Origin of the sequence: Vallitalea longa, from assembly GCF_027923465.1 — a bacterium.
Taxonomy (GTDB): Bacteria; Bacillota; Clostridia; order Lachnospirales; family Vallitaleaceae; genus Vallitalea; species Vallitalea longa.
Map to the genome: position 1 here is coordinate 13547 of NZ_BRLB01000004.1, position 26637 is coordinate 40183.

The window sequence follows — 26637 nt, forward strand, 5'->3', positions numbered from 1 at the left end:
AGGCAAATTCAATGAATAAGATAAAACTAATACCCTATATTAGAACATTTTCTGGTGATACAGAAACCCCAATAACTTTATTCAATAAATATGTAAAAGATAATAAAGGATTTCTACTTGAAAGCAAAGATAAAGATGGAAGATATTCATTTTTATGTAACAATCCCTATCTAGAAATTAAAGCATATGAACAAGAAGTAACAATTACAGAAGAAGGTATCCAAAGAAAAGAATCAGGTAATGTACTAGAGATAATCAAATCATACATTGGAAAATATAATTTGAAAAATACAACAGATATTCCATTTATTGGGGGTGCTGTGGGAACAGTAGGTTATGACATAGTAAGACAATATGAATATCTGCCAAATCAAAACATGGATAATGTTGATCTACCAGATTCACATATGATGTTCGTCAAAGAGCTTATAGCATATGACCATTTTCTAAATAAGATTAATATAATTGTCCTTGAAGAAGAAGGCGGAAAATCAGAAGAAACAGCCTATAAAAAAATTACTGAGATACGAAATAGCATATTGGAAACTACAATAACGAAAGAAATGATACCAAACCATGAAAAAGTTTCATTCAACAGTCATATCACAGAAGAAGAATTCAACAAAGCGGTCAGCAGAGCGAAAGAATATATTAATGATGGTGATATATTTCAAGTTGTATTATCAAGAAGATGGAGTGGTAAAAGCAATATATATCCTTTTGAACTATACAGGAAACTAAGACAAGTCAATCCTTCAAAATATATGTTTTACTTTAATTTCGGCAGCTATTATGTAATAGGCAGTTCCCCTGAAATGCTTGTGGAATTGAGGAAGGGTAAAATATTCAACTGTCCTATAGCAGGAACAAGAAAAAGAGGACAAGATGATAAAGAAGATAGAGAACTTGAGAAAGACCTGTTAGCCGATGAGAAAGAAAAAGCAGAACATATAATGCTTGTAGATCTTGGTAGAAATGATATGGGAAAAGTATCAAAAATATCCAGTGTTGAACTTGCATCTTTCATGAAGGTACAAAAGTATTCTCATGTAATGCACCTGGTTTCATTGGTTCAGGGAACGAAAAGGGGAGATAAAGATATGTTTGATGTGTTAATGGCTTTCCTTCCAGCCGGTACTTTATCAGGAGCACCTAAAATAAGGGCAATGGAGATTATAGATGAGTTAGAGAAAGAAAAACGAGGTGTATATGGGGGAGCAGTTGGTTATTTCGGATTCGATGAAGATATGGATATGTGTATTGCAATAAGGACTATGGTAGTAAAAGACAATAAAATATATCTACAAGCAGGAGCTGGTATTGTAGCAGATTCTATTCCTGAGAATGAATATGAAGAGACCAACAATAAAGTAAAAGCCTTAATAGCAGCAATCAATAGTTAATAAGAGAGGAAGATAGATATGGTAATAATAATTGATAATTATGATTCTTTTACCTATAACTTATATCAATATATTGGAGAATATGATGATGATATAAGAGTATATAGGAACAATAAAATAACTGGTCAAGAAATATTGCAGATTAATCCTGATAGATTGGTCATATCACCAGGGCCAGGAACACCAGATGATGCAGGAAATTGTCTAGATATCATAGAGAGAGTTGCAGGAAAGATACCTATTCTCGGTATATGCCTTGGACATCAATGTATTGGAAGAGCTTTTGGAGGAAATGTAATTCATGCTAAGAAGTTGCATCACGGTAAAATGAGTGTGATAAGACATAATAACAAAGGTATTTTCAGAAATATAGAAAATCCATTAAAAGTAGCAAGATATCATTCATTAGCTATAGAAAAAGTTAGTATGCCTTCTTGCTTAGAAATTATGGCTTCCGCAAATGATGGCGAGATTATGGCAGTTGAACATAAAAAACTTGACATAACAGGATTGCAATTTCATCCTGAATCAATTATGACGGTTGAAGGTAAGAAACTGATAAAAAACTTTATGCACAAGGAGTGATTTGATATGTTAAAGGACACAATCAGCAAGTTGAAAGAAGGAATCAATCTATCAGAAAAAGAGATGATGGATTCATTAGATAACATAATGACAGGAAAAGTAAGTGATAGTCTGTTAGCAAGTTTTTTGACTGCTATGACTATAAAAGGTGAAACGATAGATGAAATAACAGGAGGGGCAAAAGTTCTTAGAATCAAAGCAGATAAGATGAATCTAGATGATTTAGATACAATGGATACTTGTGGAACAGGTGGCGATGGATCTGGAACATATAACATTTCTACTGCTACATCATTAGTGATAGCGGCAGCAGGAATAGATGTTGTTAAACATGGCAATCGTTCAGTATCCAGTAGATGTGGTAGTGCAGATGTATTAGAAGCACTTGGAGCCAATATTGGTCTTACTAAGAGTCAATCAGAGTCAATGGTAAGAGATATAGGTATATGTTTCTTATATGCACCTAAGTACCATCAGGCTATGAAGCATGTTGCATCTGTTAGAAGAGAGTTAGGTTTCAGAACAATATTCAACATACTTGGACCATTAGCTAATCCAGCCAATACAAAAGTACAGATAATGGGTGTATATGATGAAAGTATTACAGAGAAAATAGCTCATGTTCTTAACAATCTTGGAGTAAAAAGGGCTCTAGTAGTCCATGGAAAAGACGGTTTGGATGAACTTACAATAACCTCTGCCAGTAAAATTACTGAATTAAATAATGACACTATTAAGACTTATGAAATAAATCCAGAAGACTATGGATTAAGAAGAGCTCATATGGATGATATTGTAGGGGGTACAGCTAAAGAAAATGCTGAGATAATCACCAACATATTAAAAGGGGAACAAGGTAGTAGACGAGATATATTAGTTCTTAATGCAGGGGCGGCGATTTATATTGCTGGAAAAGCTAAATCAATAGGACATGGTATTGATATAGCTAGTGATATGATAGATTCAAAGAAAGCATTAATGAAATTACAAAAATATGTTGACTACTCCAATAAATTTAAGGGAGAAGATTTAAATGGGAGATAGAATATATTTAGAAGATATCATAAACAAAAAGAAAATGAGAATCAAACAAAAACAATTCAATAGCCATAGATTATTACAGAAAATCAGCAAAACCGGTGATAGACCTTCTTTCTATGACGCAATTGGAAAAAAAGGTTTATCTATAATAGGTGAAATTAAGAAGGCATCACCTTCAAAAGGATTAATCAAAAAAAATTTTAATCCTTTGGTGTTATCTTCTATTTATGATAATTGTGTTGATGCAATATCTGTGTTAACAGAAGAAGATTACTTTCTAGGAAGAGACAGTTATTTGAAACATGTAAGTGATAATGTTAAAATACCTACTCTCTGCAAGGATTTTATTATAGATATTAATCAAATATATAACGCTAAGGTATTAGGAGCTAGTTGTATACTGCTTATTGTAGCGGTGCTTGACCAAGAAAAACTTAATGAATTCATAACCGTTGCTCATGGATTATCAATGGATGCATTGGTAGAAGTTCATACTAAGGAAGAAATAGATAGAGCAGTAAAAGCAGGAGCTAAGATTATAGGTATCAACAATAGAGATTTGAAAACATTCAAAACAGATATAAACAACACTCTGAAATTAAGAAAACACATCCCTGAGGATATCTTGACCATAAGTGAAAGTGGTATCAATAGATTAGAATATCTTAAGAACTTGAAAGATGCTCATATTGATGGAATATTGGTAGGAGAGAGTTTCATGAGATGTGATAACATTAAGAAATTATCTAAGGAGATGAGATTATTTTATGATTCCTGAAATTAAGATATGTGGTATAAAGAATATAGACGAAATTAATATAATAAACGAATATCCAGTAAACTATATAGGATTTATTTTCGCACCTAGTAAAAGACAGGTAACACAAGAAATGGTAATGAAGCTTAGAGATAATGTCAGAAAAAATATCAAAGCAGTAGGAGTATTTGTTGATGAAGAAGTTAGCCGTATTAATGAATTGGCAAGTACATGTAAATTGGATATTGTACAGTTGCACGGTAATGAGAATAATGAATATTGTAAGAAAATCAAATATCCAATATGGAAAAGTATCGCAGTCAGTAATAAGGAAAGTCTAGAGGCTATTGACTCATATAAGGGTATAGATGGCATTTTATTGGATACCTATTATAAAGGTAAAAAAGGTGGTACAGGTAAGATATTCAATTGGCATCTTGTAAAAAACATCTCTAAACATAATAAAGTCATTTTGGCAGGTGGATTGAAACCTGAAAATATAATTGAAGCTGTAGATATAGTGAAACCTCAGATTATAGATGTAAATTCAGGGGTAGAAACTAATATAATGAAAGATGAAAATAAAATCAAAGAATTATTTAATAAGTGGTATTAGTAATAAATAGATAAAATTGAATATTTTATAGATAATATGTCGTTTCAGACTGTAGTGAATTAACTACTTGAATTGATAGTATGAAAAAATAATATTATGTAATAAAAATTTGGAGGTATTAGTATGAATACAAAATTTGGAATATTCGGAGGACAATATGTACCAGAAATATTAATGTATCCTCTAATAGAACTTGAAAAAGCATATGAAAAATATAGAGTAGATGAAGATTTCATTAAAGAATATAAATATTACTTAAAAGAATACGTAGGAAGAAAATCTCCTCTATACTATGCAGAAACATTAACCAAAAAATTAAATGGAGCTAAGATATATCTGAAAAGGGAGGACCTTAATCATACAGGAGCCCATAAAATCAATAATGTAATAGGACAACTACTCCTTGCTAAGAGAATGGGAAAAACAAAAGTTATTGCTGAAACGGGAGCTGGACAGCATGGAGTCGCAACAGCCACAGGAGCAGCACTATTCGGTATGGAATGTACAGTATTTATGGGAGAAGAAGATATAAAAAGGCAGAAACTTAATGTTTTCAAGATGAAGTTATTAGGCGCGAAAGTGCAGCCAGTAGTATCTGGAACAGGAACTTTGAAGGATGCTACTAATGAAGCCATTCGGGCGTGGGTAAGATTGGTGGAGGATACTTTTTATGTTATTGGTTCTGTAGTAGGTCCTCATCCATATCCAACAATGGTTAGAGATTTCCAAAGAATAATCGGGGACGAAGCAAGAGAACAAATCTTGGAAAAAGAGAACAAACTTCCAAATGCTGTAATAGCTTGTGTTGGAGGAGGAAGCAATGCAGCAGGTATCTTCTATCCATTCATAGAAGATAAAGATGTAACATTAATAGGTGTTGAAGCAGGGGGAGAAGGCATCAATACAGGAAAACATGCAGCAGTATTATCAGAAGGTGCTAACGGGAAAGTTGGTGTACTTCATGGTATGAAAACTTATCTGTTAGCTGATGATGATGGTAATATAAAACCAGCTTTTTCAATATCAGCTGGATTAGATTATCCAGGAACAGGACCAGAGCATTCGTATTTACACGAATCGGGTAGAGCAATATATGAGTCTGTTACAGACCAAGAAGCTGTTAGCGCATTTAGACTATTATCTGAAACAGAAGGTATAATACCAGCATTGGAAAGTTCTCATGCGGTGGCGTATGCTGTGAAAGTAGTTCCTAAGATGAACAAGGATGATATTGTAGTTATCAATGTATCCGGAAGAGGAGATAAAGATGTACAGACAATACTTGATTTCTAACAATTCATTATCATATCAGCATAAAAGATATATCATATGTGATATACACTATGATTAGAAACTAGAGAAGCTATATTTTGTAGAAATAAATATCTAAGATAAAATAAAGAAAACGGAGTTGAGAAAATGAATAGAATCAATAAGAAATTTGAAAACTTACAATTAAATAACCAAAAAGCATTTATTGGATATATAACAGCAGGTGACCCCAACCTTGATAAAACAGAAGAATTCGTATATGCATTAGAAGAAGGAGGTACTCATATTGTTGAGCTTGGAATTCCTTTTTCTGATCCTCTAGCAGATGGACCAGTAATACAAGCAGCAGGACAAAGAGCACTTAACGCGGGTATTACTGTCGATAAGATATTTAGGTCTGTTATGAACATAAGGAAAAATACAGATGTACCTCTTGTTTTTCTAGTATATTATAATACTATCATAATATATGGAAAAGAAAGATTCATAAAGAGATGTGAAGAAACAGGTGTTGATGGATTAATAATTCCAGACTTACCTTTAGAAGAGAGAGATGAATTAACAGAGATAATGAATTATGAAAAACTATGCTTTATACCTCTAGTTGCGCCTACATCAAAAGATAGAATCAGTAAAATAGTTGAAGGTTGCAAAGGTTTTGTATACTGCGTGTCATCATTAGGTGTAACAGGAGAAAAATCCAACTTCTATAAAGACATAAAATCCTATCTACAAGATGTTAAGAAAAAATCAGATATACCTATAGCTGTAGGATTCGGAATATCAAGTAAAGAGGATATAAAAAAATTGGAGAATGATGTAGATGGTGTCATAGTTGGTTCAGCTATAGTAAATGAAATTAGAGCTTCCAAAGGAGATACAATAAAATTGAAAGAATATATAGCAGGTTTATGTGGTTGATATAATAATAACTAAAAAAATGTATTATAATTGACAGTCATCTGGATTGAATTTATAATGGTGTTATTAGGAAAATTTATTATAAGGAGGACTAATATGGTAAAAAACAAAGAAATTAGTCGTTTAATATATGTGATTTTGACGACTATTATAATACTTTGTGGTATGAAACTTACAATAGTAGCAGATGACGAAGATTTAATTATTGAATTCCCTGATAGTAATTTAAAAAATGCATTGATTGAAATCGGGGTAGATACTGATGAAGATGGTGAGATAACACGTGGTGAAATGTTAGCATGTAAAAGTGATAGCATCAATTATGATAAGTGTCTTGATGATTTTGATTTAGAAGATAAAGGGATAACTGATTTAACAGGGTTAGAATATGCTGAGAATATAACTTATCTGAACCTAAATAAAAATGATATCAAAGATTTAAGTCCAATAAGTAAACTAAAGGAATTAGGTATTCTAACGTTGAATAATTGTGATCTTAGTAATGTGGATATAAATCCAATCATGCAATTAAACAAATTGAAAATATTATCTTTAACTAATTGTAATATTGATGATTTGAGTGCTTTTGAACATGCAGCATTTTCAACTGAATTAATATCATTGGAGTTGAGCTTCAATTATATAAAAGATATTAGTCCTCTAAAAAATTTAATTGCGATGAGAGAAATATTTTTTATAGCTGATCAAATAGAAGATATAAGTGCTTTGGAAAATATGGACCGTTTGTATCAGGTCAGTTTTCATGCTAATAATGTAAGAGAAATAGATTCTTTAAAGAATAAGACGGTATTAGCATATTTGAATTTGGAAGATAATGATATTGAAGACATTAGCCCTATAGAATCATCAGTTAAATTAATTAATGCTAATTTAGCTGGTAATAGAATCAAGAATATCGCTCCATTAAAAAACATGAAGGAAATGACTTACGTTGAACTTTCTGATAATGAGATAGAAGATATAACTCTATTAAAGGATCTAGTTAGTTTAGATTGCATAGGCTTGATGAATAATAAAATAACTGATATCAGCCCATTAGCAGATATATCCAATCTTACTGAAATTATTATAGATAATAACGATATTGAAGACATAAGCAGTTTAGAAAGATTAAATAATCTTTCTTACTTGAGTATAGAAAATAATAACATTAGTGATATTAGTGCTTTAGCTAATCTTACCAATCTTAAAAAACTTTATATATTAGGAAATGATATTACGGATTTAAGTCCCATCAAAGGATTGGATTTAGAGAAGATAGATATGACAGAAGAACATATTGCTGAACTCTCACTTTCTGGTGTAGAAGATGGAAAAGTTTATGATAGAGATGTTATGGTTACATTTGAAGGTGGTACAGGAACTTATTGCCCAGTTATAGAAGGTGGAAGAAACAATCCCAATATAATACTTTATAGCGGTGACAAATTTACTAATAACGGTTCTTATATTGTTAGGGTTACACATATTACAGGTAAAGAAATAACAGTTGAATTTACAATTGATAAAAATACAAAAAAAGAACAGGAGAAACCTATACAAGAAATAGAAGAAACTAAGGTAATTGTTCACGACTGTAATTTACCAATATTGGGTGTTATTGATGATAATGTCTATAATAGTCCAGTCACAATCTTTTTTGAAGGAACAGGAGAACTAAACGGAAATTTAATTTCTAATGGTGAGCGTATAGAAGATAATGGTGATTATACTTTAAAGGTAACAAAAGATAATAAGTATAGGAAACTGAACTTCTCTATAAAAAAACAGCTTCATGAACAATTGTTATTTGGAGAAACACAAGGTTCAACTCCAAGTGAATGGGCAAAAGAAACGATTAAAGAAGCTTATGAAAAAGGTTTACTATTTGATAATGTAACAAAAGAGTATAAGGATTCAATTACACGTAAAGATTTTTGTAACTTGATGGTGAAGCTTTTTGAGAAGAAAAACATGGAGATTGTTGAACCAGCACCAATGGATACTTTTATTGATACTCAAGATAAAGGAATTTTACAAGCGTATCAGCTTAATATTATAAACGGTATAGGTGAAAAAATATTTGATCCAATGGGAACACTGACACGTGAACAAATGGCGGTTATTGCAGACAAGTTTTTATGTATTAGTTATGATAAATATGATCATAAAAATATAGTTTTTTTCAACGATGAACAAAATATATCAACTTGGGCTATTGAAGCAGTTAATAGGTTAACAGGTAATAACGTATTAAATGGTGTAGGCAATAATATGTTTGCACCTAAAAAAGAAGTAACTAAAGAGCAAGCAATAGCAATGATATATAAACTATATAAAATGAATGAATTTGGTTTAATACATAGCAGTGAAGATTATTCCATCTATATAAAGAAATATGGTGATGAATATATGACATTAATGACGAATAATAATTCGATTACGTTACCACCATATAGTGCCATATATTTATATAATGGAATGTCCGATACATCTTTTGAAGAAGAAATTGATATTGATGATAAGGGAAATATTGTTCTAGCTAATTACACTAATCAATATATGATTTTTGAACCACTAACATTAGAGTATCCTATAATTTATAGAACTGAAAATAAAGAAGGACCATACATTAGAACTGCTATAATCGATCCGACATATAATAAAGAGGAAGGAAATGAAGAATTTTATTGGGCTATGGATTATATTAGACTCATAACAAATTGGCAGGATGTTAGAACAGGTTTATATTATGATAAATAAAATTAAATGTTGAAAGTTCCATACTACATATTACATAGTTTATAGAAAAAAACATACAAAAATGAAAAAGTACTTGACAAAAGTATTATAAACTAATAAACTGTAAGAAACTATTTTTATAAAATTATGTAAAATCGTTGACGAGGAAAAGTAAATTATTACCACCTATTCAGAGAGAGAAACCTTTAGCTGGAAAGTTTCTTATAGACAGTAATCGAAAGACACCTCTAAGTGATTCATTGAAAGATAAATTCAAGTAAATGAGTACGGTTAATCACCGTTAATGGATTCAGAGCGGAAACTAGAATTGTTTCTATTAGGGTGGTACCGCGGAATGCATATGGCTATATACATCTCGTCCCTGACTATTAAGTCAGTGACGGGATTTTTTAGTATATTTAATTATAGCTATTATACTTGAAATCTTAACTATAATATAATTTTTAATAAAAATAAGAAGAAAAAGGAGGTTTTGAATATGTTAACAAATGCACCGAGAGGAACTAAAGATATATATGGTAGTTATATGAATACTTGGAAAAAGCTCGAAAATACAGTAAATGAAATATGTACTAATTTTGGTTTTAACGAAATCAGGACTCCTATATTTGAACATACAGAGTTATTTCAAAGAGGTGTCGGAGAAACTACTGATATCGTTCAAAAAGAAATGTATAGTTTTACTGATAAAGGTAAAAGAAATATTACATTGAAACCCGAGGGAACAGCAGGTGTAGTAAGAGCTTATCTAGAGAGAAAAATGTATGCTGATGCACAACCTACAAAACTATTTTATTTAACACCAGCTTTTAGATATGAACGACCTCAGGCCGGAAGATATCGTCAATTCCACCAATTTGGTGTAGAACTCTTTGGTTCTGATAAACCTACTGCTGATGCAGAAGTTATTTCACTAGCAGCTAATTTACTTAAAAATCTAGGTATAAATAATGTAGAACTTCATATCAACAGCTTAGGTGGTCCAGAATGTAGGAAGAAATATAATACAATATTAAAAGAATTTTTAAGTGAAAATATAGATTCGTTATGTCCTACTTGTAAAGAAAGATATGAGAAGAATCCTTTAAGAATTTTGGATTGTAAAAATGAGAGCTGTCATGCCCTATTAAAAGATGCTCCTTTCGCTAAAGATAATCTTGGAACTGAATGTAAGGAACATTTTGAAGAATTACTTAGTCTATTGGATGCTATGGGAATTGAATATGTAGTTGATCCATGGATTGTTAGAGGATTAGATTATTACACTAGAACAGTATTTGAATTCATATCAAACGATATAGGTGCTCAAGGAACTGTATGTGGTGGTGGAAGATATGATAAACTTGTAGAAGAATGTGGAGGAGCACCAACACCAGCGGTTGGTTTGGCGGCAGGTATAGAAAGATTGATTATGACTATGGAAGCTGCCAATGGTCCTGACGAATATAAACCTGAATGTGATATCTATTTAGGTTATGTTGGAGAAAATGCCAAAAAAACAACTTTTGCTCTTGTTAATGAATTAAGGAAAAATGACATCTATGCAGAAACAGATTTGATGAATAGAAGTGTTAAGGCACAGATGAAATATGCTAATAAGATAGGATCCAAGTATTCAACTATAATTGGTGATAATGAGTTGGAAGAGAACTCTGTAATAATTAAGAATATGGAGACTAGGGAACAAACCAATCTTACTATTAAAGAAATAGTTAAATTCATGAAACAAAATCTTCAATAAAGAACAGATTATGAATTTATTATAAGACAACAAAAACTTATTTGCATACAGCAATACTAAAAAACTGGATTTTACTTTTTAATAAAAGTCAAATAGTAACAGAAAATTAGTCATAGAACTTTAACAAAATAAAGGAGGTTGCAACATGAGTGAATCAATGCAAGGATTGAAACGATCGAATAAATGCACAGAGGTAAGTGCTAAGAATATTGATGAAAAAGTAACTGTAATGGGATGGGTTCAGAAGAGAAGAGACTTAGGTGGTCTTATTTTCATAGACCTTAGAGATAGAACAGGATTACTTCAAATAGTATTTGATGCAAGTACTATTGGAGACGAAGGATTCAAAAAAGCTGAAAAACTAAGAAGTGAATTCGTAATTGCTGTAGAAGGGATTATTGAGAGCCGTTCAGAAGAAACTATTAATCCTAATTTAGAAACTGGTGATATTGAAGTAAGAGCTAATTCACTTAGAATCTTATCAGAGGCAGAGACACCACCTTTCCAAATTGAAGAAAACAGTAATGTAAAAGAGGACTTAAGATTAAAATATCGTTATCTTGACCTAAGAAGACCAGATTTACAAAAAAACCTTATCATGAGACATAAGGTAGCTATGATAACTAGAGAATTTTTAAGTAATGAAGAGTTTCTAGAAATAGAAACACCTATGCTTACTAAGAGTACACCAGAAGGTGCAAGAGATTATTTAGTACCAAGCAGGGTTCATCCAGGTAATTTTTATGCATTACCTCAATCACCACAGATATTTAAACAATTATTAATGTTATCTGGTTATGACAGATACTTCCAGATTGTTAAATGCTTTAGAGATGAAGACCTTAGAGCAGACAGACAGCCAGAATTTACACAAATCGATATGGAATTATCATTTGTTGACCAGGAAAAAGTTATAGAAATAAATGAGAGACTCATGAAAAAACTTTTCAAAGAAGTCTTGGACGTAGAAGTTGAAATTCCAATGCAAAGATTGACTTACAAAGAGGCTATGGATAGATTCGGTTCTGATAAACCAGACCTTAGATTTGGAATTGAGTTAGTAGACTTATCTGAGATAGTAAAAGATTGCGGATTCAAAGTATTCTCTGGAACAGTTGAAAATGGCGGAAGTGTCAGAGGTATTAATGCTGAAGGATTAGGTAATCTTCCAAGAAGACAAATCGATGCTTTAGGCGAATTAGCTAAGACATACGGAGCTAAAGGTATGGCATGGATTGTAATAAATGAAGATGGTACTTACAAATCAGCTATTACTAAATTCTTAAAAGATGAAGAAGTAGAGAATATGGTAAAAGCTATGAATGGTAAACCAGGAGACTTATTACTATTCTGTGCTGATTCTAATGATGTTGTGTATAGTACACTTGGTAACTTAAGACTTGAGATTGGTAGAAGACTCAACCTTCTTGACGATTCAGTATTTAGATTTGCATGGGTTACAGAATTCCCATTACTTGAATGGAACAAAGAACATAAGAGATATACTGCTATGCATCATCCATTCACAATGCCTATGGAAGAAGATCTACAATATCTAGAATCTGATCCTGGTAGAGTTAGAGCTATTGCATATGATATGGTTCTTAATGGATGTGAACTTGGTGGAGGTAGTATAAGAATCCATCAAAGAGATATTCAAGAAAAAATGTTTGCAGCACTTGGTTTCAGTAAAGAAGATTCTTATGAAAGATTTGGTTTCTTATTGAATGCATTTAAATACGGGGTACCACCACATGGCGGATTAGCTTATGGGCTAGATAGAATTGTAATGCTTATGACACACTCCGATAGTATAAGAGACGTAATTGCATTCCCTAAAGTAAAAGATGCTTCTTGTCCAATGACAGATGCTCCAGGTACAGTTGATGATAAGCAATTACATGAGCTAGGACTTAAAATTGATACAATCGAGATATAGTGTTAAATAACATATTTGATTTAACTTAATATAATTAAACAGATATCCCTGTATACTTATTTTAATTAATAGTATACGGGGATTTTATTGGTTATATGAAACATAATGAGTTATAGGACTATCAAGCCTATGCTTAATGATGGTAATCAATTTCAATTGACTATAGAATCTAATCTTATAAACAATATAAGATGAAATCTAATATAGATGATAAATACTATATTAGAAATGTCATATCTTCAGTTTTCTATAAAGAGATGGTGAAAAATTGGTCTGACTCTTAAATATCTCAGAAAAATAATTCTGACTTGAAAAGCCTAGATTGTAACTTATCTCTTTTATTGACATATTAGTGCAGGTTAACAGAGATTTGGCTATAGTTATCTTTTTATGAATAATGTATTGAAGAGGAGTCATGTTGAAGTATTCTTTGAATATCTCTATGAAATAGTTGTTACTGAAACCAGCCAAATCAGCTAATTCTTTAACTGTAATGTTTTTATTAATATTTTTTTCGATGTATTCATTTATAACGTACATATCTCTAGATGTCTGATTGTTTTTCAAATAAATATTGTTACAAGAACTATTTATATATTCGTGTATCAACTCATATAATTTAGAATTATAATATAAAGAATTCCCTACATATTCTTTGTTGTATGCTTCTAACATTGATTCGAAAATATCAATGGTATAGGGAATATCTTTACATTTAATTTTAGTAGGTATATTTATAATGTCAAATAATGTATTTTCTCCTATTTGTGCTGTAAAGTGGCACCAATATTTTATTGCGGTTTTACAATTATATATATTGAAGGATTGTATAGTATGTCCTGGGAAATAATATAACTCACCTTTATTGACAACGAAATCAATGTCATCGTATTGTAGCCAAATGCTTCCATCTACAACAAGTCCGATACTATCATATTCAAATACATAATTTCTACTGGACCAAAGATGATCACAAACGAGATGACCACAATTCTTAAGATTTGGTTTAACATTCTCAAATATTCCATTTAATATTCTGGTATGACTTATTGCTTTATCCAAAATATTCACCTCACAAGTTATTATAGAAAGAGTATAGGTTTTTTTTTGATATTAGTCAATAGTCATTCATTAAGGAATAACTGAATTTTGTTTAAAAACATATTGATTTTACCTATATAAAAAATTATATGTATGACATATAATTGAATAAGATATACAAATAAACCATTAACTCAATTTTACAATATAACCTTATGGAGATAATTAATAAAAAGGTAGGGTTGAGTGTTAAGATTATTAATTTTACATAATGATACATGTAACTATGAATATCATATAGGAGGTTTTACTATGACAGGGAAAGAACGGTTAACAGCAACATTCAATAGACAAAAAACAGATAGGAATCCATTTTGGAAAGGAAATCCAACAATAGAGACAGAAGAGATTTTATGTAATCATTTTAATATACCAATGGATGATAAAATAGCACTAAGTGAAAAATGCAATGATGATTTTGTATGGCTTTCAGGTGAAATGGCTTGGAGGCATCCAAATGGTGAAGGAGTCTTTGAATCGGTTATAGGACAAAGGAAAACCCTTGGAGAAGGTGGAAAATATGCAGATGTTTCTTTGGAAGATGTAGACAAAATAGAATGGCCCAATCCAAAGTACATAGATGTAGATGAATATATCAATATCCTAGAAAGAGCTAATGAGAAAGGATTGGCTGTGTTTGGTGGAATGTGGTCACCTTTTTTTCATTTGGTATGTGATTTTTTTGGAATGGAAAATTATTTCATAAAAATGTATACTGAACCTCTAGTGGTAGAAGCGGTAACCAATAAAATAGTAGATTTCTATTTACAAGCGAACAAAAGGATTTTTGAAGCTTGCAAGGGAAAAGATATCTTGTTCGGATTCTTTTTCGGTAATGACTTCGGAAGTCAGTTGGATACACTTATAAGTCCAGAGTTATTTAGAAAATTTGTACTTCCTTCATTTAAGAAATTAGTTGATTTAGCGAAAGAGTATGACCTATTTGTAATGCTTCATTCGTGTGGTTCAATATATAAGGTGATTCCTGATCTGATTAGTACAGGTATGGATGCGCTCCATCCTATTCAAGCAAAGGCAAAAGGTATGTCAGCAGAGGAACTTGTTCAATATAAGGATGATATAATTTTCGTAGGGGGAGTGGATACTCAAGAATTATTACCTAATGGTACTCCTGGTGATATTATTAATGAAGTGAAGAGGCTTAAAAGAGTATTTGGTGATGGATTCGTTGTATCTCCAAGTCATGAAGCATTACAAAGTGATGTACCCCTTGAAAATATTTTAGCACTTAAGGAAGTTGCTACAGAAATATAATAAATGAAGAATATAAAAAAATTCATGGACTTATAGTATACATTTTGATACTATATGTTTATGGATTTTTATTTTGTCTAAAATATATTCTATGAAATTAAAAGAGGTGAAACTATGGCTGAAACAGGTATTGTAATAAAAGAAGCTGAAAAATATGTAACCGTTAAGCTTGAAAGAACAGAAGCTTGTGCTAAATGCAGAGCATGTACTGCTGGTTTTGAGACAAAAGATATGATTATAGAAGCAGAAAATGTATGTAATGCCAAAGAAGGAGATCAAGTAGAGATTTCTTTGGAACAGAGTAATTTCCTGAAAGCTGTATTGATAATGTATACAATTCCGTTGACTTTTCTACTTGTAGGGTTAGGAATCGGATATTTAATATCTAATATATTTAACTTACAGGATGTTGAATTAATTGCAGTGATATGTGGATTCTCGCTATTGGCTGTTTCTTATTTACTAATTAAATCAAAAGAAGATAAATGGAGAGATAAGAAATTTAGACCTATAGCTAATAAGATAGTAAGTCGTAAGGAAATGTAGATATTTTATATATTGCTTAACATAGGGGGATATATATGGATTTTGACATTAATAAGGCATCAAAAAAATTATCACAACTTGATCTAAAATTCAGTAAAGGTTCTTTTGATATAGAAATGTATTGGATTAGAGTTATGTCTGTTGATGGTGATTGGAATATTGCAAGGCATACTCATTCTTCTTATGAATTCCACTTTGTAGCAGACGGTATGTCTGTTGTGAAGATGGATACGTACGAATTCACGGTTAATAAGGGAGAGTTCTATATTACTAAGCCTGGTGAATATCATGAACAGATTAATGTGAATGGAAATAGATATGTGGAATACTCCATGAATTGTAAAATCTCATTGAATAGTGAACATGATATAGAAGAAGCGATGATATATAAATATTTGAATGATGATAAATGTCAAGGATATAATGATAGTAATGATATAATTAATTTGTTTGAAAAAGTTCTCTCCTATGCTTATTATGAGAAAATAGGATATTATAATCAAATACAACTTATAATATTATTGATAATAATATCATCTGTTCAAGTTATGAGCAAAAATATGGATTATGATTATGAGGTTCCTCATAAACATAAAAAAGACGATTATAGATTTTCTCAAATAACTCAATATATTCATGACAATATAGGTAATAAAATAATTACAAAAAATATTGCAGACTATATATATTTAAGTGAAAAACAAGTCAATAGAATAATAAAAAAGAAGACTAATCTATCTACAAAACAATATATTAATAAAATTAAACTTAATAAAGCTAAGGATTTACTTAAAAACACAGATTTGTTGATTAAAGAGATTTCTGAGAAACTAGGTTTTTCTAGTGAATATTATTTTAGCCAGTTTTTTAAAAGGGAAGAAGGATATCCTCCAGGCATGTTCAGGATAAATACTATGAACTTTTAACATATAACACTAAAAATGGATTGACAAATAGTACTTTAGGGGTTAAGATTTTAATAACATAATTATGGAAAAAGATTCGTATATACGAAATATTAACAATGGTATAGAGGAGATTCCTAATGGATTTATTAAAATTGAATACCAATAGAGTATGGAGAACTTATTTAGGTGGTAAGAAACTTGACTTATTTCTAAGTAATACTGACACTGTTGATACACATTATCCAGAAGAATGGATTGGATCTGTTGTAAAAGCAATCAATCCAGATTATAAAGATAATGAAGGATTAAGTACAATTGATTTAAAAGATGGTACAAAAACTACATTGTTGGATTTAATTAAATTAAATCCAAAAGAAATGTTGGGAGAGAGTCATGTAAACAAGTATGGTTGTGATACAGGTGTACTGATAAAAATACTTGATGCAGCGGAAAGACTCTCAATCCAAGTGCATCCAGATAAAGAAAAAGCTAAATCATTATTTAACTCTAGCTTTGGGAAAACAGAGGCTTGGCATATTCTGGAAGGCAGAAATATAGATGGAGAAAGACCTCATATATATTTAGGTTTCAAAGAAGGCATTACAAGAGAACTATGGAAAGACAAATTTCATAAACAGGATATCAACGGAATGTTGGACTTAATGCATAAGATTTATGTAAAACCAGGTGAGACTTATTTAATAGAAGGTGGCATGCCCCATGCTATAGGTACAGGCTGTTTTATTATTGAGATACAAGAGCCTACTGATTATACTGTAAGAGTGGAAAGAAGTACTATCAATGGTTATAACATTCCCGATAACTTATGTCATCAAGGTTTAGGTTTCGAACATATGTTTGATTGCTTCTCTTATGCAGGATATACAGAAGATGAGATATTGGCTAGATGGAAACTGAAAAGTCATTGTTCATCTAGTGAGCAATGTTTAATCAGTTATGATGACACTAAATGCTTTGCCATGGACAAAATTATTGTTAATAAAAACTGTAAAATCAGAGACACCGATAATTTTTCTGTCCTTCTGGTTTTGAAAGGCAAAGGAACATTAATCTGTAATAATGATGAGATGGTTATAGAAAAAGGTGATAAGATTTTTATACCCTCCTATGTAAAAGATATTGAATGTGTTAGTGATGACAAAACTGAAATCATAAGGTGTTTTCCACCAAAAGATAAATAATAATTATGGCTGTCATAAGACAGCCATAATACTAATTTATTTTTTTACAAGATTTCCTTATTATAAGATTGCAAGGTAACAATATTTTTTCAGTTTGTTTGTTTCCTTTATGAGCTATCTTCCATAATAGTAATTCTGCTGCTTTCTGTCCTATTTCATATGTTGATTGATTTACAACTGTTATTGGTGTCTTCAACAAATTAGCTAAAGGTAATTCATCAAAACCCAATACAGATATGTCATCAGGTACTTTAATATTTTTTTCTGCCAGATAGTTTAGCAATTCAATCGTTATTGATGAATGCATAGTGAATAATGCAGTAGGTGAGTATTTATCCAATAGGTCTTCAAAATTATTCTCAATACCTGAAGATCTGTTCCAGATGTAGATTAAATCCTCGTTAACCTCTATTTCGTGTGCGATTAATGCATTCTCATATCCTAATACTCTATCATATCGAGAACGGACAGATTTATATTCTTGTGTCAATAATGCTATTTTTTTATGTCCTGATTCAATTAGATATTTTGTTGCTTCATAAGCTCCAGTTTTATAATCAGACAGTACAGTGCTGATATCTAGACTATCATATTCCATGTGCATTTGCACAATGGAAGTACCATTATTTATTTCTTCTTTCAATAATTTATTGTTATGACCTGAAGATGCTATTATTATACCATCAACTCTAAGCATCTTTAATATACTAATAGATTTTTTCTCTATGGCAGGATCATAGTCAGTATTATATATTATGACATTGTAATTGTTTTGTTTGCAATAATCATCTATACCTCTTATGACACTACTAGTAAAATAACCTGTAATATCTCTAACAATTAATCCTATAGTATTGGTTTTATCGGTTTTCAAACTTCTTGCAATAGGATTAGGAATATAGTTAAGGTCTTCAATCACACGTTTGATTTTCTGTTTAGTAGCTTTTGACATATATTCATATCTACCATTTAAGTACTGGGAAACAGTGCTCTTAGATACACCAGCTTTATTGGCAACATCTATTATTTTTACTGATTTCATTTAGACGCTCCTTAATATTTAAATTTCTACTAAGATTCTATGGATATATTTAGAACATAAGTGATAACTATAGGATATTATACACCATGCCTGAATAATTTGCAATTAACCAAAGATTATTGAATGTTTATTGTACAATGATATGAATATTATCTATTGTTAATTATCTATTATTCTCTTATAGGAAAATCCTATTTTTTTAGCATATGAAATAAATTATTGACAGATAATGTATGTACATGTATAATTATATTTAATAAACCGATTTAGTAAATGAAAATAATTTTTTTGAGATATTGATAAACCGATTTAGTAAATGGATATTATAAATTACAATTAATCATTGATAAGTATTTAACTCAACCTTCCCCCTTTAATTTAATGTAGGCAAATAAGTTGAGTACTTAATTAAAATATTATGATCATAACTTTAAATGAGGTGATAAGATACGGTTGATTCAAGATATTCTTAAACATTGATATTGTTAAGAAGGTAGGTGATATTATTTTATGGTCAATTTCACAACATACAGCAGAACAAAACACACCAGGAGGTAAAATGACATGGTATCAAAAAGAAAACATAGTATAAATGTTGGGGAATCATTTAAAAAAGATTGGCAGTTATATGTAATGTTAATACCTTTGTTTATATGGCTTGTATATTTTGCCTATAAACCACTTTACGGATTAATAATAGCATTCAAGGATTATAGTGTATTTAAGGGAATTGCAGATAGTAAATGGGTAGGGTTAGAAAATTTCAAATACCTTTTGACAGGACCTGGTTCTGTATATTTTTGGAGGGCATTTAAAAATACCATAGTCATAAGTCTATATAACATCATATTCGGATTTCCTATTCCAATTATATTAGCTATAATGTTCAATGAAATGAAGAATAAATTTTTTAGGAAATCAGTACAGACCATTGTTTATTTACCATATTTCTTTTCTGACGTAGTAATAGCAGGTATCATTATTTCAATATTATCTCCTAATATTGGTGTTATAAATAATATTCTTGTTAATCTAGGAATCATAAATGATGGTATATATTTTTTGGTAGAACCTAAATATTTTAGATCTATATTTGTCTTATCTGACATTTGGAAAGAGTCAGGATTTAATTCGATAATCTATTTTGCAGCATTATCTGGAATATCACCAATTTTATATGAGGCTGCCAGAATGGATGGGGCTTCAAAATTTCAGCAAATCAAGAATATAACCATACCAGGCATTATGCCAACAATCATTATCATGTTCATACTAAGAGTAGGTAAATTATTGAATATCGGATATGAAAGGATTTTATTACTTTATACTCCTCAGACTTATGAGAAAGCAGATATAATCAGTACATATATTTATAGGTTAGGTTTAAAAGAAAACGGTATGATGGATGTCGCAACCGCTACAGGACTTTTCAATTCGATAATAGCATTTATACTTGTGTATGTGACTAACAGGATTACTAGAAAATTATCAGATACTGGGTTATGGTAAGGGGTGACATGATGAAAAAACATTCTAGTAACAGCGATAAAATATTAAATATATTTAATCATATCATATTAATTATAATATCAATATGCACGTTATATCCGACAATCTTTGTTCTAGCATCATCATTTAGCAGTGGAAGTGCTGTTGCAAGGGGTGCTGTATATTTATGGCCTGTTGAATTTACTGTTGAAGCTTACAAAGTGATATTGTCAGATATTGAATTTTGGATGTCTTACGGAAATACATTGTTTTACATGTTGTTCGGAACATTATTCAGTATGTTCATATCAATATTGGCAGCTTATGCATTGTCCAAGAAAAGGTTGCGTTTCAGGAAGTTATTTAACTTTATGGTAGCATTCACTATATGGTTTGATCCAGGTATTATTCCAAAATATATGAATTTCAAGGAGTTAGGATTTGAGAATAATAGAATAGGTATTATAGTAGGTTTTGGTGTCCTGGCTTTCAACATAATAATACTTAGAAATTATTTTGAAGGGGTCCCTAAATCATTAGAAGAATCAGCATATATAGACGGTGCTAATGATTTCAAGATTCTATATAAGATTTATATGCCTCTGTCTAAAGCGTCAATAGCTACAGTGACATTGTTTTATGCTATCAGTAGATGGAATGGTTATTTTTGGACTATGATATTGATAAAAGATCTTGACAAAATGCCACTCCAAGTATATTTGAGAAGAATAATTGTTGAACGGGATGCGTTGATGCTTGATTCTGGAATACTTGCAAATGCAGTATATTCACCAGATACCATCATTTTTGCAACTATAATCGCATCATTAGTGCCTATCATAATAATCTATCCTTTCATACAGAAGTATTTCGAGAAAGGAATCATGCTAGGCGGAGTGAAAGAATAAAAAATAATACATATTATAGACTAGTGTAATCAGGAGGAGAATATAATGAAAAAGATTTTATCTATAGTATTGATAGCTTCAATTATTATGACATTTACAGGTTGTGGTAAAAAAGATGATAGCAAGAGTTCCAGTAATAGTGGTACATCAAACAATATAGTATATGATGGGGAGTTCGGAAAAATAGTTGATGAACCAGTTGATCTGAGGATACATCTATCACAAGAAGATAAAGATGTCCTAACATCAGATATGCCTATTGTCAAGTATCTGTCAGAAGCTACAGGAATCAATATCATTGGTTCAGCTAATCCTGGAGCGGGAGATAGTGCAGGTGCATTCAATCTTCAAGCAGCAGATGGATTTCCTGATGATATCTATGCAGGTAATGAATTAGGAAGTATGTTCATGCAGTTCGGTTCAGAAGGTGCATTTGTACCTATAAATGAATATCTTGACAAAATGCCTAATTTCTCGGCTTTCCTGGAAAGTGATTTAAGAGTTAAAGCATCAATTACTGCACCCGATGGAAATATATATTATATACCATATATGCAACCGGATATGACAGCATCAAAAGCTTATTTTATCCGAAAAGACTGGTTGGATAAATATGAACTGAAAACACCATCAACAGTTACGGAATTAGAAGAGACATTGTTGGACATCATTGATTCAGATCCTAATGGTAACGGTCAGGAAGATGAATTTGGATTTTTTGCCAGGAAACCAGAAGAAATAGTTAGATTAGCTAATCTCTTTGGAGCAAGAGTGTATGGTAATGATAATGATAGTGAAAGATATATACCTACTGAAGATGGTAAGCTATATCATGCATGGCTTCAGCCAGAATTCAAAGATGCCATTAAAAATGTATCAAGATGGTATGACCTAGGTATCATAGATAATGAATACATAACTAACCCAGAGAGCAGAAGAGACCATTACTTGTTAAACAATCTTGGTGCAATGACATATGATTGGATAGCGTCGACAAGTGGTTACAATGAAAGAAAAAATGTAGTTGAAGGTTTTGAATTTATACCTATGGCTCCACCAGAGAACAGTAATGGAAAAAAAGTCAATGAGCATGTGAGACCTATAATAACCAGCAGTGGATGGGCAATATCATCAAAATGCAAGAATATTGATGTTGCCATAGCACTATTTGATACTATGTTTACTGAGTATGGACGAACAATTGCCAATTTTGGAGTTGAAGGTGAGCAATGGGAATATGTAGATGATGTACCAACATTTATGGATGATGTACTCAATAATGATGAAGGAAAACCAGTTAATCTCTACTTAAGAGATAATGTAGGTGCTCAGTTGTTTATGGGATTTAAACAAGATTACGAATATGAACGTCAATGGACAAGCGATTGGGGACTCAAGGGTATAGAAATCTATGGAACTGGTGAATATGATGTGCCTACATTGCCAGCATTAGTATTCACAAATGAAGAATTTGATATATTGAATAAATATCTAACTAACATAAATTCATTTATAGATGAATCAGTACATAGCTGGATAATAAGACCTTATGAAGAACTTACTAATGAGGTGTGGGATGAATATTTGAGTCAAGTTGAGAAATTGGGTATAGAACAAGTAACTAAAGCATATCAAGATGCTTATTCAAGATACATTGAAATTATGAAATAAGCTATTTGATAGGGAATACGGTAGTTTATTACCTATTCCCTATTAATCATAGAAATCTCAATTATGAAGAAGTGAAAAATGAAAGGAGAAATTATTATTAGTGAATTAGTGATTAAAAACGTTAAAGTAATAGGTTGTAACCCTAATGGGAAAAATCTGCTGACTGTTAAAATTGAGACATCAGATCCCAGTATATATGGATTAGGATGTGCAACTTTACATCAAAGATATTTAGCTGTAAAAGTTGTGATTGAAGAATATTTGAAACCGTTTCTAATTGGAAAAGATCCTAGAAATATAGAAGATATATGGCATTCATCATATATAAGTGGATATTGGAGAAGTGGTCCTGTCCTAAATAATGCTTTATCAGGTGTTGATATGGCTTTGTGGGATATTAAGGGTAAAATGGCAGATATGCCTTTATACCAGATGTTTGGAGGTAAAACAAGAGCAGCAATCTCTGCATATGTACATGCTAAAGGGAATTCGTTGGAAGAGGTAGAAAAGAATATAAGGAAATTCATTAGTCAGGGATATAAATATATAAGATGTCAAATTGGTGAATATGGCGGAGATTTTCACAATACCAAAACACCAGATAATCTACCGAAAGGGGTATATTTTGATCCAGAGGATTACATGAATAGTACAATCGAATTATTGGAATATCTGAAAAACAATATAGAAGATAAAGTTTATTTTCTTCATGATGTTCATGAAAGACTAGATCCAGTAAGAGCCATAAGATTTGCTAAAGAACTGGAAAAATATAATTTATTCTACTTAGAGGATATATTGCCACCAGAAAATCAAGAGTGGTTGAAAATGTTAAGAAATCAAACAGCGATACCTATAGCAATGGGAGAATTATATAGTAATACTATTGAGTGGAAAAGTGTCATATCAGAAAGACTTATTGATTATATTCGTATACATATAAGTGATATAGGAGGGATAACACCAGCTAAAAAAATAGCTGCTGTTTCTGAAGCCTATGGAATCAAGACTGCATGGCATGGACCACCAGATTTAACACCTATAGGAATGGCTGCTAATATACATTTGGATATTTCATCAATCAATGCAGGTATCCAAGAATATTGTGCCATAAATGAAACTATGCGTGAAATATTTATTGGAGCTCCTGAGCCAGTTGAGGGATATTTCTATCCAATTGATAGGCCGGGTATCGGTGTAGATATAGATGAAGAAAAAGCTATGGAGTATCCTTGCGTCAATGAACTTCCTGAATGGACTAATGCCAGATTACCTGACGGGACATCAGTTAAACCTTAATAATATATTTGAAAGGAGTATTTAATGAAATTATCGTTTAGATGGTTTGGCGATAACGACCCTGTGAAATTATCATATATTCGCCAAATACCAATGGTTTCAACAATAGTTACAGATGTAAAAGCTGAAGAAGTTGGAGGAATAATACCAGCAAGTAAGATAAAAGATTATAAAGGGAAAATTAATAGGCCTGGATTGAAATTCGAAGTTTTCGAGAGTTTGCCAGTTCACTATAGCATTAAATTAGGTTTAGCCAGTAGAGATAAATATATAGATAATTATAAGAAAAATATCAGGATGTTAGGTGCAATGGGTATAAAGGTTATAGCATATAATTTTAGACCTATTTTTAGATGGGCCAGAACTGATATTAATAAAGAATTACTGGATAAATCAACAGTATCAGTTTATGATAAAGCAGATGAAGAAAAAATAAATCCTTTTACTAATTGTACAGATACCTCTCAGTGGCATAAAAAACATTCAAGATATATTTATGAACGTCAGCTTACCACAGATTTAACGTTTGATGGGTATTATACAAAAGAATCTACTAGTAGACTTAGAAAGTTAAGACAACAATATCAAGATATTGGTAAAGAAGGATTATGGAAAAATCTGCAATATTTTCTCAATGAAATAATACCAGTTGCTGAAAGTTGTGATGTAAAGATGGCAATACATCCTGATGATCCACCTTGGGATATTTTTGGTGTTCCAAGACTGATTACTGATGAAACATCATTAGATAGGCTCCTTGATTGTTATGATAGTCCTCATAATTGTATAACACTTTGCAGTGGTACACTTGCTAGTATACAAGATACCAATATCATTAATTTGGCAGACAAATACTCTAGAATGGATAGAATAGCATTTGCTCATATCAGGAATGTAAAATGTGGTTCTGATTCAGTAGAAGAATGTGCTCACTATAGTGGATATGGATCTATAGATATGGTTAAATTATTGGATGCATTATATAAGAATAATTATGACGGATATATTCGTTCCGATCATGGTAGAATGATCTGGGGTGAAGAAGGTAAGCCTGGAAATGGAATCTATGATAGAGCTTTAGGGGCACAATACATATTAGGAATATGGGAATGTCTAGAGAATACGAAGACAAAAAGTGTATAAAGTGGTAGAATGGTATATGTTGCCATATTAGTATAGTATTGATGTTAAGGAGAATCAAATGGATAATATATTTTTTACAATTAATGGAGTAGTTCCTATTTTTCTTGTGATAATTATAGGATATATTTTGAAACGGTTCAAATTCATTAATGACGAATTTGTAAAGAAATCTACAAGGATAGTATTTAAAGTCAGTTTGCCTTGTATGATATTCCAGAGCGTTAGGGGAGTTGATACTAAAGAGTTGTTCAGTACAGAAATAGTTAATTTGATTTTATTTCTGGTAATAACTAATTTAATTCTTTTTATACTATCAAGTATATTAGCTAAGAAAATAGTTGTTGAAAAAATATCAAGAGGTCCTTTTGTGCAAGGTATAGTAAGAACCAATTTCGTAATTATAGGTTATCCACTAATTCTCAATTTATTTGGTGAGATAGCTTTTGCAAAAGCTGCTTTACTGACAGCATTCATGATACCCATGTATAATATAATGGCAGTTATTGCACTTACAGTTTTTTTACCCAAAAAGGAGTCACAGAATAATATTAAATCAACATTGGTTAATTTAGCCAAGAATCCTCTTATCATTGCCATTGTCATAGGGTTGATATTTGCTTATGTACATATAGAGATACCAAAATTTATAGATAATACTATTGAATATGTTTCACAATTGTCTTTACCGTTATCATTAATATGTATAGGTGCATTTTTCAGTCTTGATAAAGTCAAAAAGAGCTTGAATTACGCTTTAGTAGTTACATTCATGAAGGTTGTAGTTAATCCCATAATTATTGTATTCATAGCTTATCTCATAGGCTTTAGAGGAGATAATTTAGGAATCATTTTGGTTTCTTTTGCCAGCCCTACAGCTATAAGTAGTTTTGCTATGTCAGATGCAATGGATAATGATAGTCAGTTGGCAGCAGCTATAATCATACTAACTACAGCATTTTCAATAATTAGTTTAATTATAGGAAGTAATGTACTTGTTAGTATAGGATAATGATATA

At 31.1% G+C, this 26637-nt stretch carries 22 protein-coding genes and 1 other annotated feature; of the genes, 20 read left to right on the plus strand and 2 right to left on the minus strand.

Features of this window, described 5'->3' with window-relative positions; genetic code table 11:
* Nucleotides 1-11: 11 nt before the first annotated feature.
* The 10 genes from trpE (at nucleotide 12) to aspS (ending at nucleotide 13038) form a co-directional block, all read left to right on the plus strand.
* Nucleotides 12-1403, plus strand: a complete 1392-nt coding sequence (trpE, locus tag QMG30_RS09410) for an anthranilate synthase component I (RefSeq protein WP_281814858.1) — start codon at nucleotides 12-14, stop codon at nucleotides 1401-1403.
* A gap of 18 nt (nucleotides 1404-1421) precedes the next feature.
* Nucleotides 1422-1988: an anthranilate synthase component II gene (locus QMG30_RS09415; RefSeq protein WP_281814861.1), complete on the plus strand. Its 567-nt coding sequence runs from the start codon at nucleotides 1422-1424 to the stop codon at nucleotides 1986-1988.
* Between the two features lie 6 nt (nucleotides 1989-1994).
* The gene (gene trpD / locus QMG30_RS09420; RefSeq protein ID WP_281814862.1) at nucleotides 1995-3032 is read left to right on the plus strand and encodes an anthranilate phosphoribosyltransferase; all 1038 of its coding nucleotides are present in this window, start codon (nucleotides 1995-1997) and stop codon (nucleotides 3030-3032) included.
* Nucleotides 3022-3807, plus strand: a complete 786-nt coding sequence (trpC, locus tag QMG30_RS09425; RefSeq protein ID WP_281814864.1) for an indole-3-glycerol phosphate synthase TrpC — start codon at nucleotides 3022-3024, stop codon at nucleotides 3805-3807. Before trpD ends, trpC begins: the two co-directional genes overlap by 11 nt.
* Nucleotides 3797-4402: a phosphoribosylanthranilate isomerase gene (locus tag QMG30_RS09430; RefSeq protein ID WP_281814865.1), complete on the plus strand. Its 606-nt coding sequence runs from the start codon at nucleotides 3797-3799 to the stop codon at nucleotides 4400-4402. Before trpC ends, QMG30_RS09430 begins: the two co-directional genes overlap by 11 nt.
* Nucleotides 4403-4525: 123 nt before the next feature.
* On the plus strand, nucleotides 4526-5695 hold the full coding sequence (trpB, locus tag QMG30_RS09435) for a tryptophan synthase subunit beta (protein ID WP_281814867.1): 1170 nt from the start codon (nucleotides 4526-4528) through the stop codon (nucleotides 5693-5695).
* Between the two features lie 126 nt (nucleotides 5696-5821).
* The gene (trpA, locus tag QMG30_RS09440; RefSeq protein ID WP_281814868.1) at nucleotides 5822-6595 is read left to right on the plus strand and encodes a tryptophan synthase subunit alpha; all 774 of its coding nucleotides are present in this window, start codon (nucleotides 5822-5824) and stop codon (nucleotides 6593-6595) included.
* A 96-nt stretch (nucleotides 6596-6691) separates the two neighbouring features.
* Entirely contained in the window at nucleotides 6692-9358 is a 2667-nt protein-coding gene (locus QMG30_RS09445; protein WP_281814869.1) for a leucine-rich repeat domain-containing protein, read from the plus strand.
* A gap of 128 nt (nucleotides 9359-9486) precedes the next feature.
* Nucleotides 9487-9724 (plus strand) — a binding site (T-box leader).
* 112 nt (nucleotides 9725-9836) lie between these two features.
* Complete coding sequence (gene hisS / locus QMG30_RS09450; protein ID WP_281814870.1) at nucleotides 9837-11099, plus strand: histidine--tRNA ligase; 1263 nt, start codon at nucleotides 9837-9839, stop codon at nucleotides 11097-11099.
* 145 nt (nucleotides 11100-11244) lie between these two features.
* On the plus strand, nucleotides 11245-13038 hold the full coding sequence (gene aspS / locus QMG30_RS09455; protein WP_281814871.1) for an aspartate--tRNA ligase: 1794 nt from the start codon (nucleotides 11245-11247) through the stop codon (nucleotides 13036-13038).
* Nucleotides 13039-13269: 231 nt separating this feature from the next.
* On the opposite strand, the gene QMG30_RS09460 is transcribed toward aspS, so the two are convergent.
* On the minus strand, nucleotides 13270-14100 hold the full coding sequence (locus QMG30_RS09460; protein ID WP_281814873.1) for a helix-turn-helix domain-containing protein: 831 nt from the start codon (nucleotides 14098-14100) through the stop codon (nucleotides 13270-13272).
* 291 nt (nucleotides 14101-14391) lie between these two features.
* On the opposite strand from QMG30_RS09460, the gene QMG30_RS09465 reads away from it, so the two are divergent.
* The 4 genes from QMG30_RS09465 to QMG30_RS09480 all read left to right on the plus strand — a co-directional run bounded on the left by QMG30_RS09465 (nucleotide 14392) and on the right by QMG30_RS09480 (nucleotide 18070).
* Nucleotides 14392-15414, plus strand: a complete 1023-nt coding sequence (locus QMG30_RS09465) for a uroporphyrinogen decarboxylase family protein (protein ID WP_281814875.1) — start codon at nucleotides 14392-14394, stop codon at nucleotides 15412-15414.
* A 114-nt stretch (nucleotides 15415-15528) separates the two neighbouring features.
* The gene (locus QMG30_RS09470) at nucleotides 15529-15960 is read left to right on the plus strand and encodes a SoxR reducing system RseC family protein (RefSeq protein WP_281814876.1); all 432 of its coding nucleotides are present in this window, start codon (nucleotides 15529-15531) and stop codon (nucleotides 15958-15960) included.
* A gap of 35 nt (nucleotides 15961-15995) precedes the next feature.
* Nucleotides 15996-16886: a helix-turn-helix domain-containing protein gene (locus QMG30_RS09475; RefSeq protein WP_281814877.1), complete on the plus strand. Its 891-nt coding sequence runs from the start codon at nucleotides 15996-15998 to the stop codon at nucleotides 16884-16886.
* A 119-nt stretch (nucleotides 16887-17005) separates the two neighbouring features.
* Nucleotides 17006-18070 (plus strand): type I phosphomannose isomerase catalytic subunit, encoded by a 1065-nt coding sequence (locus QMG30_RS09480; protein WP_281814879.1) that lies wholly within the window; start codon nucleotides 17006-17008, stop codon nucleotides 18068-18070.
* A 31-nt stretch (nucleotides 18071-18101) separates the two neighbouring features.
* On the opposite strand, the gene QMG30_RS09485 is transcribed toward QMG30_RS09480, so the two are convergent.
* Nucleotides 18102-19112 (minus strand): LacI family DNA-binding transcriptional regulator, encoded by a 1011-nt coding sequence (locus QMG30_RS09485; protein ID WP_281814880.1) that lies wholly within the window; start codon nucleotides 19110-19112, stop codon nucleotides 18102-18104.
* A 564-nt stretch (nucleotides 19113-19676) separates the two neighbouring features.
* Between QMG30_RS09485 and QMG30_RS09490 the strand changes: the two genes are divergently transcribed.
* The 6 genes from QMG30_RS09490 to QMG30_RS09515 all read left to right on the plus strand — a co-directional run bounded on the left by QMG30_RS09490 (nucleotide 19677) and on the right by QMG30_RS09515 (nucleotide 26630).
* Nucleotides 19677-20621, plus strand: a complete 945-nt coding sequence (locus QMG30_RS09490) for an ABC transporter permease (RefSeq protein WP_281814882.1) — start codon at nucleotides 19677-19679, stop codon at nucleotides 20619-20621.
* A gap of 11 nt (nucleotides 20622-20632) precedes the next feature.
* Nucleotides 20633-21508 (plus strand): carbohydrate ABC transporter permease, encoded by an 876-nt coding sequence (locus QMG30_RS09495; protein WP_281814883.1) that lies wholly within the window; start codon nucleotides 20633-20635, stop codon nucleotides 21506-21508.
* Nucleotides 21509-21553: 45 nt separating this feature from the next.
* Complete coding sequence (locus QMG30_RS09500; protein WP_281814884.1) at nucleotides 21554-23179, plus strand: extracellular solute-binding protein; 1626 nt, start codon at nucleotides 21554-21556, stop codon at nucleotides 23177-23179.
* Nucleotides 23180-23257: 78 nt separating this feature from the next.
* Nucleotides 23258-24478, plus strand: a complete 1221-nt coding sequence (locus tag QMG30_RS09505; protein ID WP_281814885.1) for an enolase C-terminal domain-like protein — start codon at nucleotides 23258-23260, stop codon at nucleotides 24476-24478.
* 24 nt (nucleotides 24479-24502) lie between these two features.
* A complete protein-coding gene (gene uxuA, locus QMG30_RS09510) occupies nucleotides 24503-25621 on the plus strand; it encodes a mannonate dehydratase (RefSeq protein ID WP_281814886.1) in 1119 nt (372 codons plus the stop codon).
* 58 nt (nucleotides 25622-25679) lie between these two features.
* Entirely contained in the window at nucleotides 25680-26630 is a 951-nt protein-coding gene (locus QMG30_RS09515) for an AEC family transporter (RefSeq protein ID WP_281814887.1), read from the plus strand.
* Nucleotides 26631-26637: the final 7 nt, after the last annotated feature.

Coding starts and splice junctions, on each gene's coding strand:
- QMG30_RS09430 (WP_281814865.1), top strand. CDS start 3,797: ATGATTCCTGAAATTAAGATATGTGGTATAAAGAATATAGACGAAATT.
- QMG30_RS09485 (WP_281814880.1), bottom strand. CDS start 19,112: ATGAAATCAGTAAAAATAATAGATGTTGCCAATAAAGCTGGTGTATCT.
- trpD (WP_281814862.1), top strand. CDS start 1,995: ATGTTAAAGGACACAATCAGCAAGTTGAAAGAAGGAATCAATCTATCA.
- QMG30_RS09515 (WP_281814887.1), top strand. CDS start 25,680: ATGGATAATATATTTTTTACAATTAATGGAGTAGTTCCTATTTTTCTT.
- trpA (WP_281814868.1), top strand. CDS start 5,822: ATGAATAGAATCAATAAGAAATTTGAAAACTTACAATTAAATAACCAA.
- QMG30_RS09500 (WP_281814884.1), top strand. CDS start 21,554: ATGAAAAAGATTTTATCTATAGTATTGATAGCTTCAATTATTATGACA.
- hisS (WP_281814870.1), top strand. CDS start 9,837: ATGTTAACAAATGCACCGAGAGGAACTAAAGATATATATGGTAGTTAT.
- QMG30_RS09495 (WP_281814883.1), top strand. CDS start 20,633: ATGAAAAAACATTCTAGTAACAGCGATAAAATATTAAATATATTTAAT.
- QMG30_RS09505 (WP_281814885.1), top strand. CDS start 23,258: ATGAAAGGAGAAATTATTATTAGTGAATTAGTGATTAAAAACGTTAAA.
- QMG30_RS09490 (WP_281814882.1), top strand. CDS start 19,677: ATGGTATCAAAAAGAAAACATAGTATAAATGTTGGGGAATCATTTAAA.
- QMG30_RS09445 (WP_281814869.1), top strand. CDS start 6,692: ATGGTAAAAAACAAAGAAATTAGTCGTTTAATATATGTGATTTTGACG.
- QMG30_RS09475 (WP_281814877.1), top strand. CDS start 15,996: ATGGATTTTGACATTAATAAGGCATCAAAAAAATTATCACAACTTGAT.
- uxuA (WP_281814886.1), top strand. CDS start 24,503: ATGAAATTATCGTTTAGATGGTTTGGCGATAACGACCCTGTGAAATTA.
- QMG30_RS09480 (WP_281814879.1), top strand. CDS start 17,006: ATGGATTTATTAAAATTGAATACCAATAGAGTATGGAGAACTTATTTA.
- QMG30_RS09465 (WP_281814875.1), top strand. CDS start 14,392: ATGACAGGGAAAGAACGGTTAACAGCAACATTCAATAGACAAAAAACA.
- trpB (WP_281814867.1), top strand. CDS start 4,526: ATGAATACAAAATTTGGAATATTCGGAGGACAATATGTACCAGAAATA.
- trpE (WP_281814858.1), top strand. CDS start 12: ATGAATAAGATAAAACTAATACCCTATATTAGAACATTTTCTGGTGAT.
- QMG30_RS09470 (WP_281814876.1), top strand. CDS start 15,529: ATGGCTGAAACAGGTATTGTAATAAAAGAAGCTGAAAAATATGTAACC.
- QMG30_RS09415 (WP_281814861.1), top strand. CDS start 1,422: ATGGTAATAATAATTGATAATTATGATTCTTTTACCTATAACTTATAT.
- aspS (WP_281814871.1), top strand. CDS start 11,245: ATGAGTGAATCAATGCAAGGATTGAAACGATCGAATAAATGCACAGAG.
- trpC (WP_281814864.1), top strand. CDS start 3,022: ATGGGAGATAGAATATATTTAGAAGATATCATAAACAAAAAGAAAATG.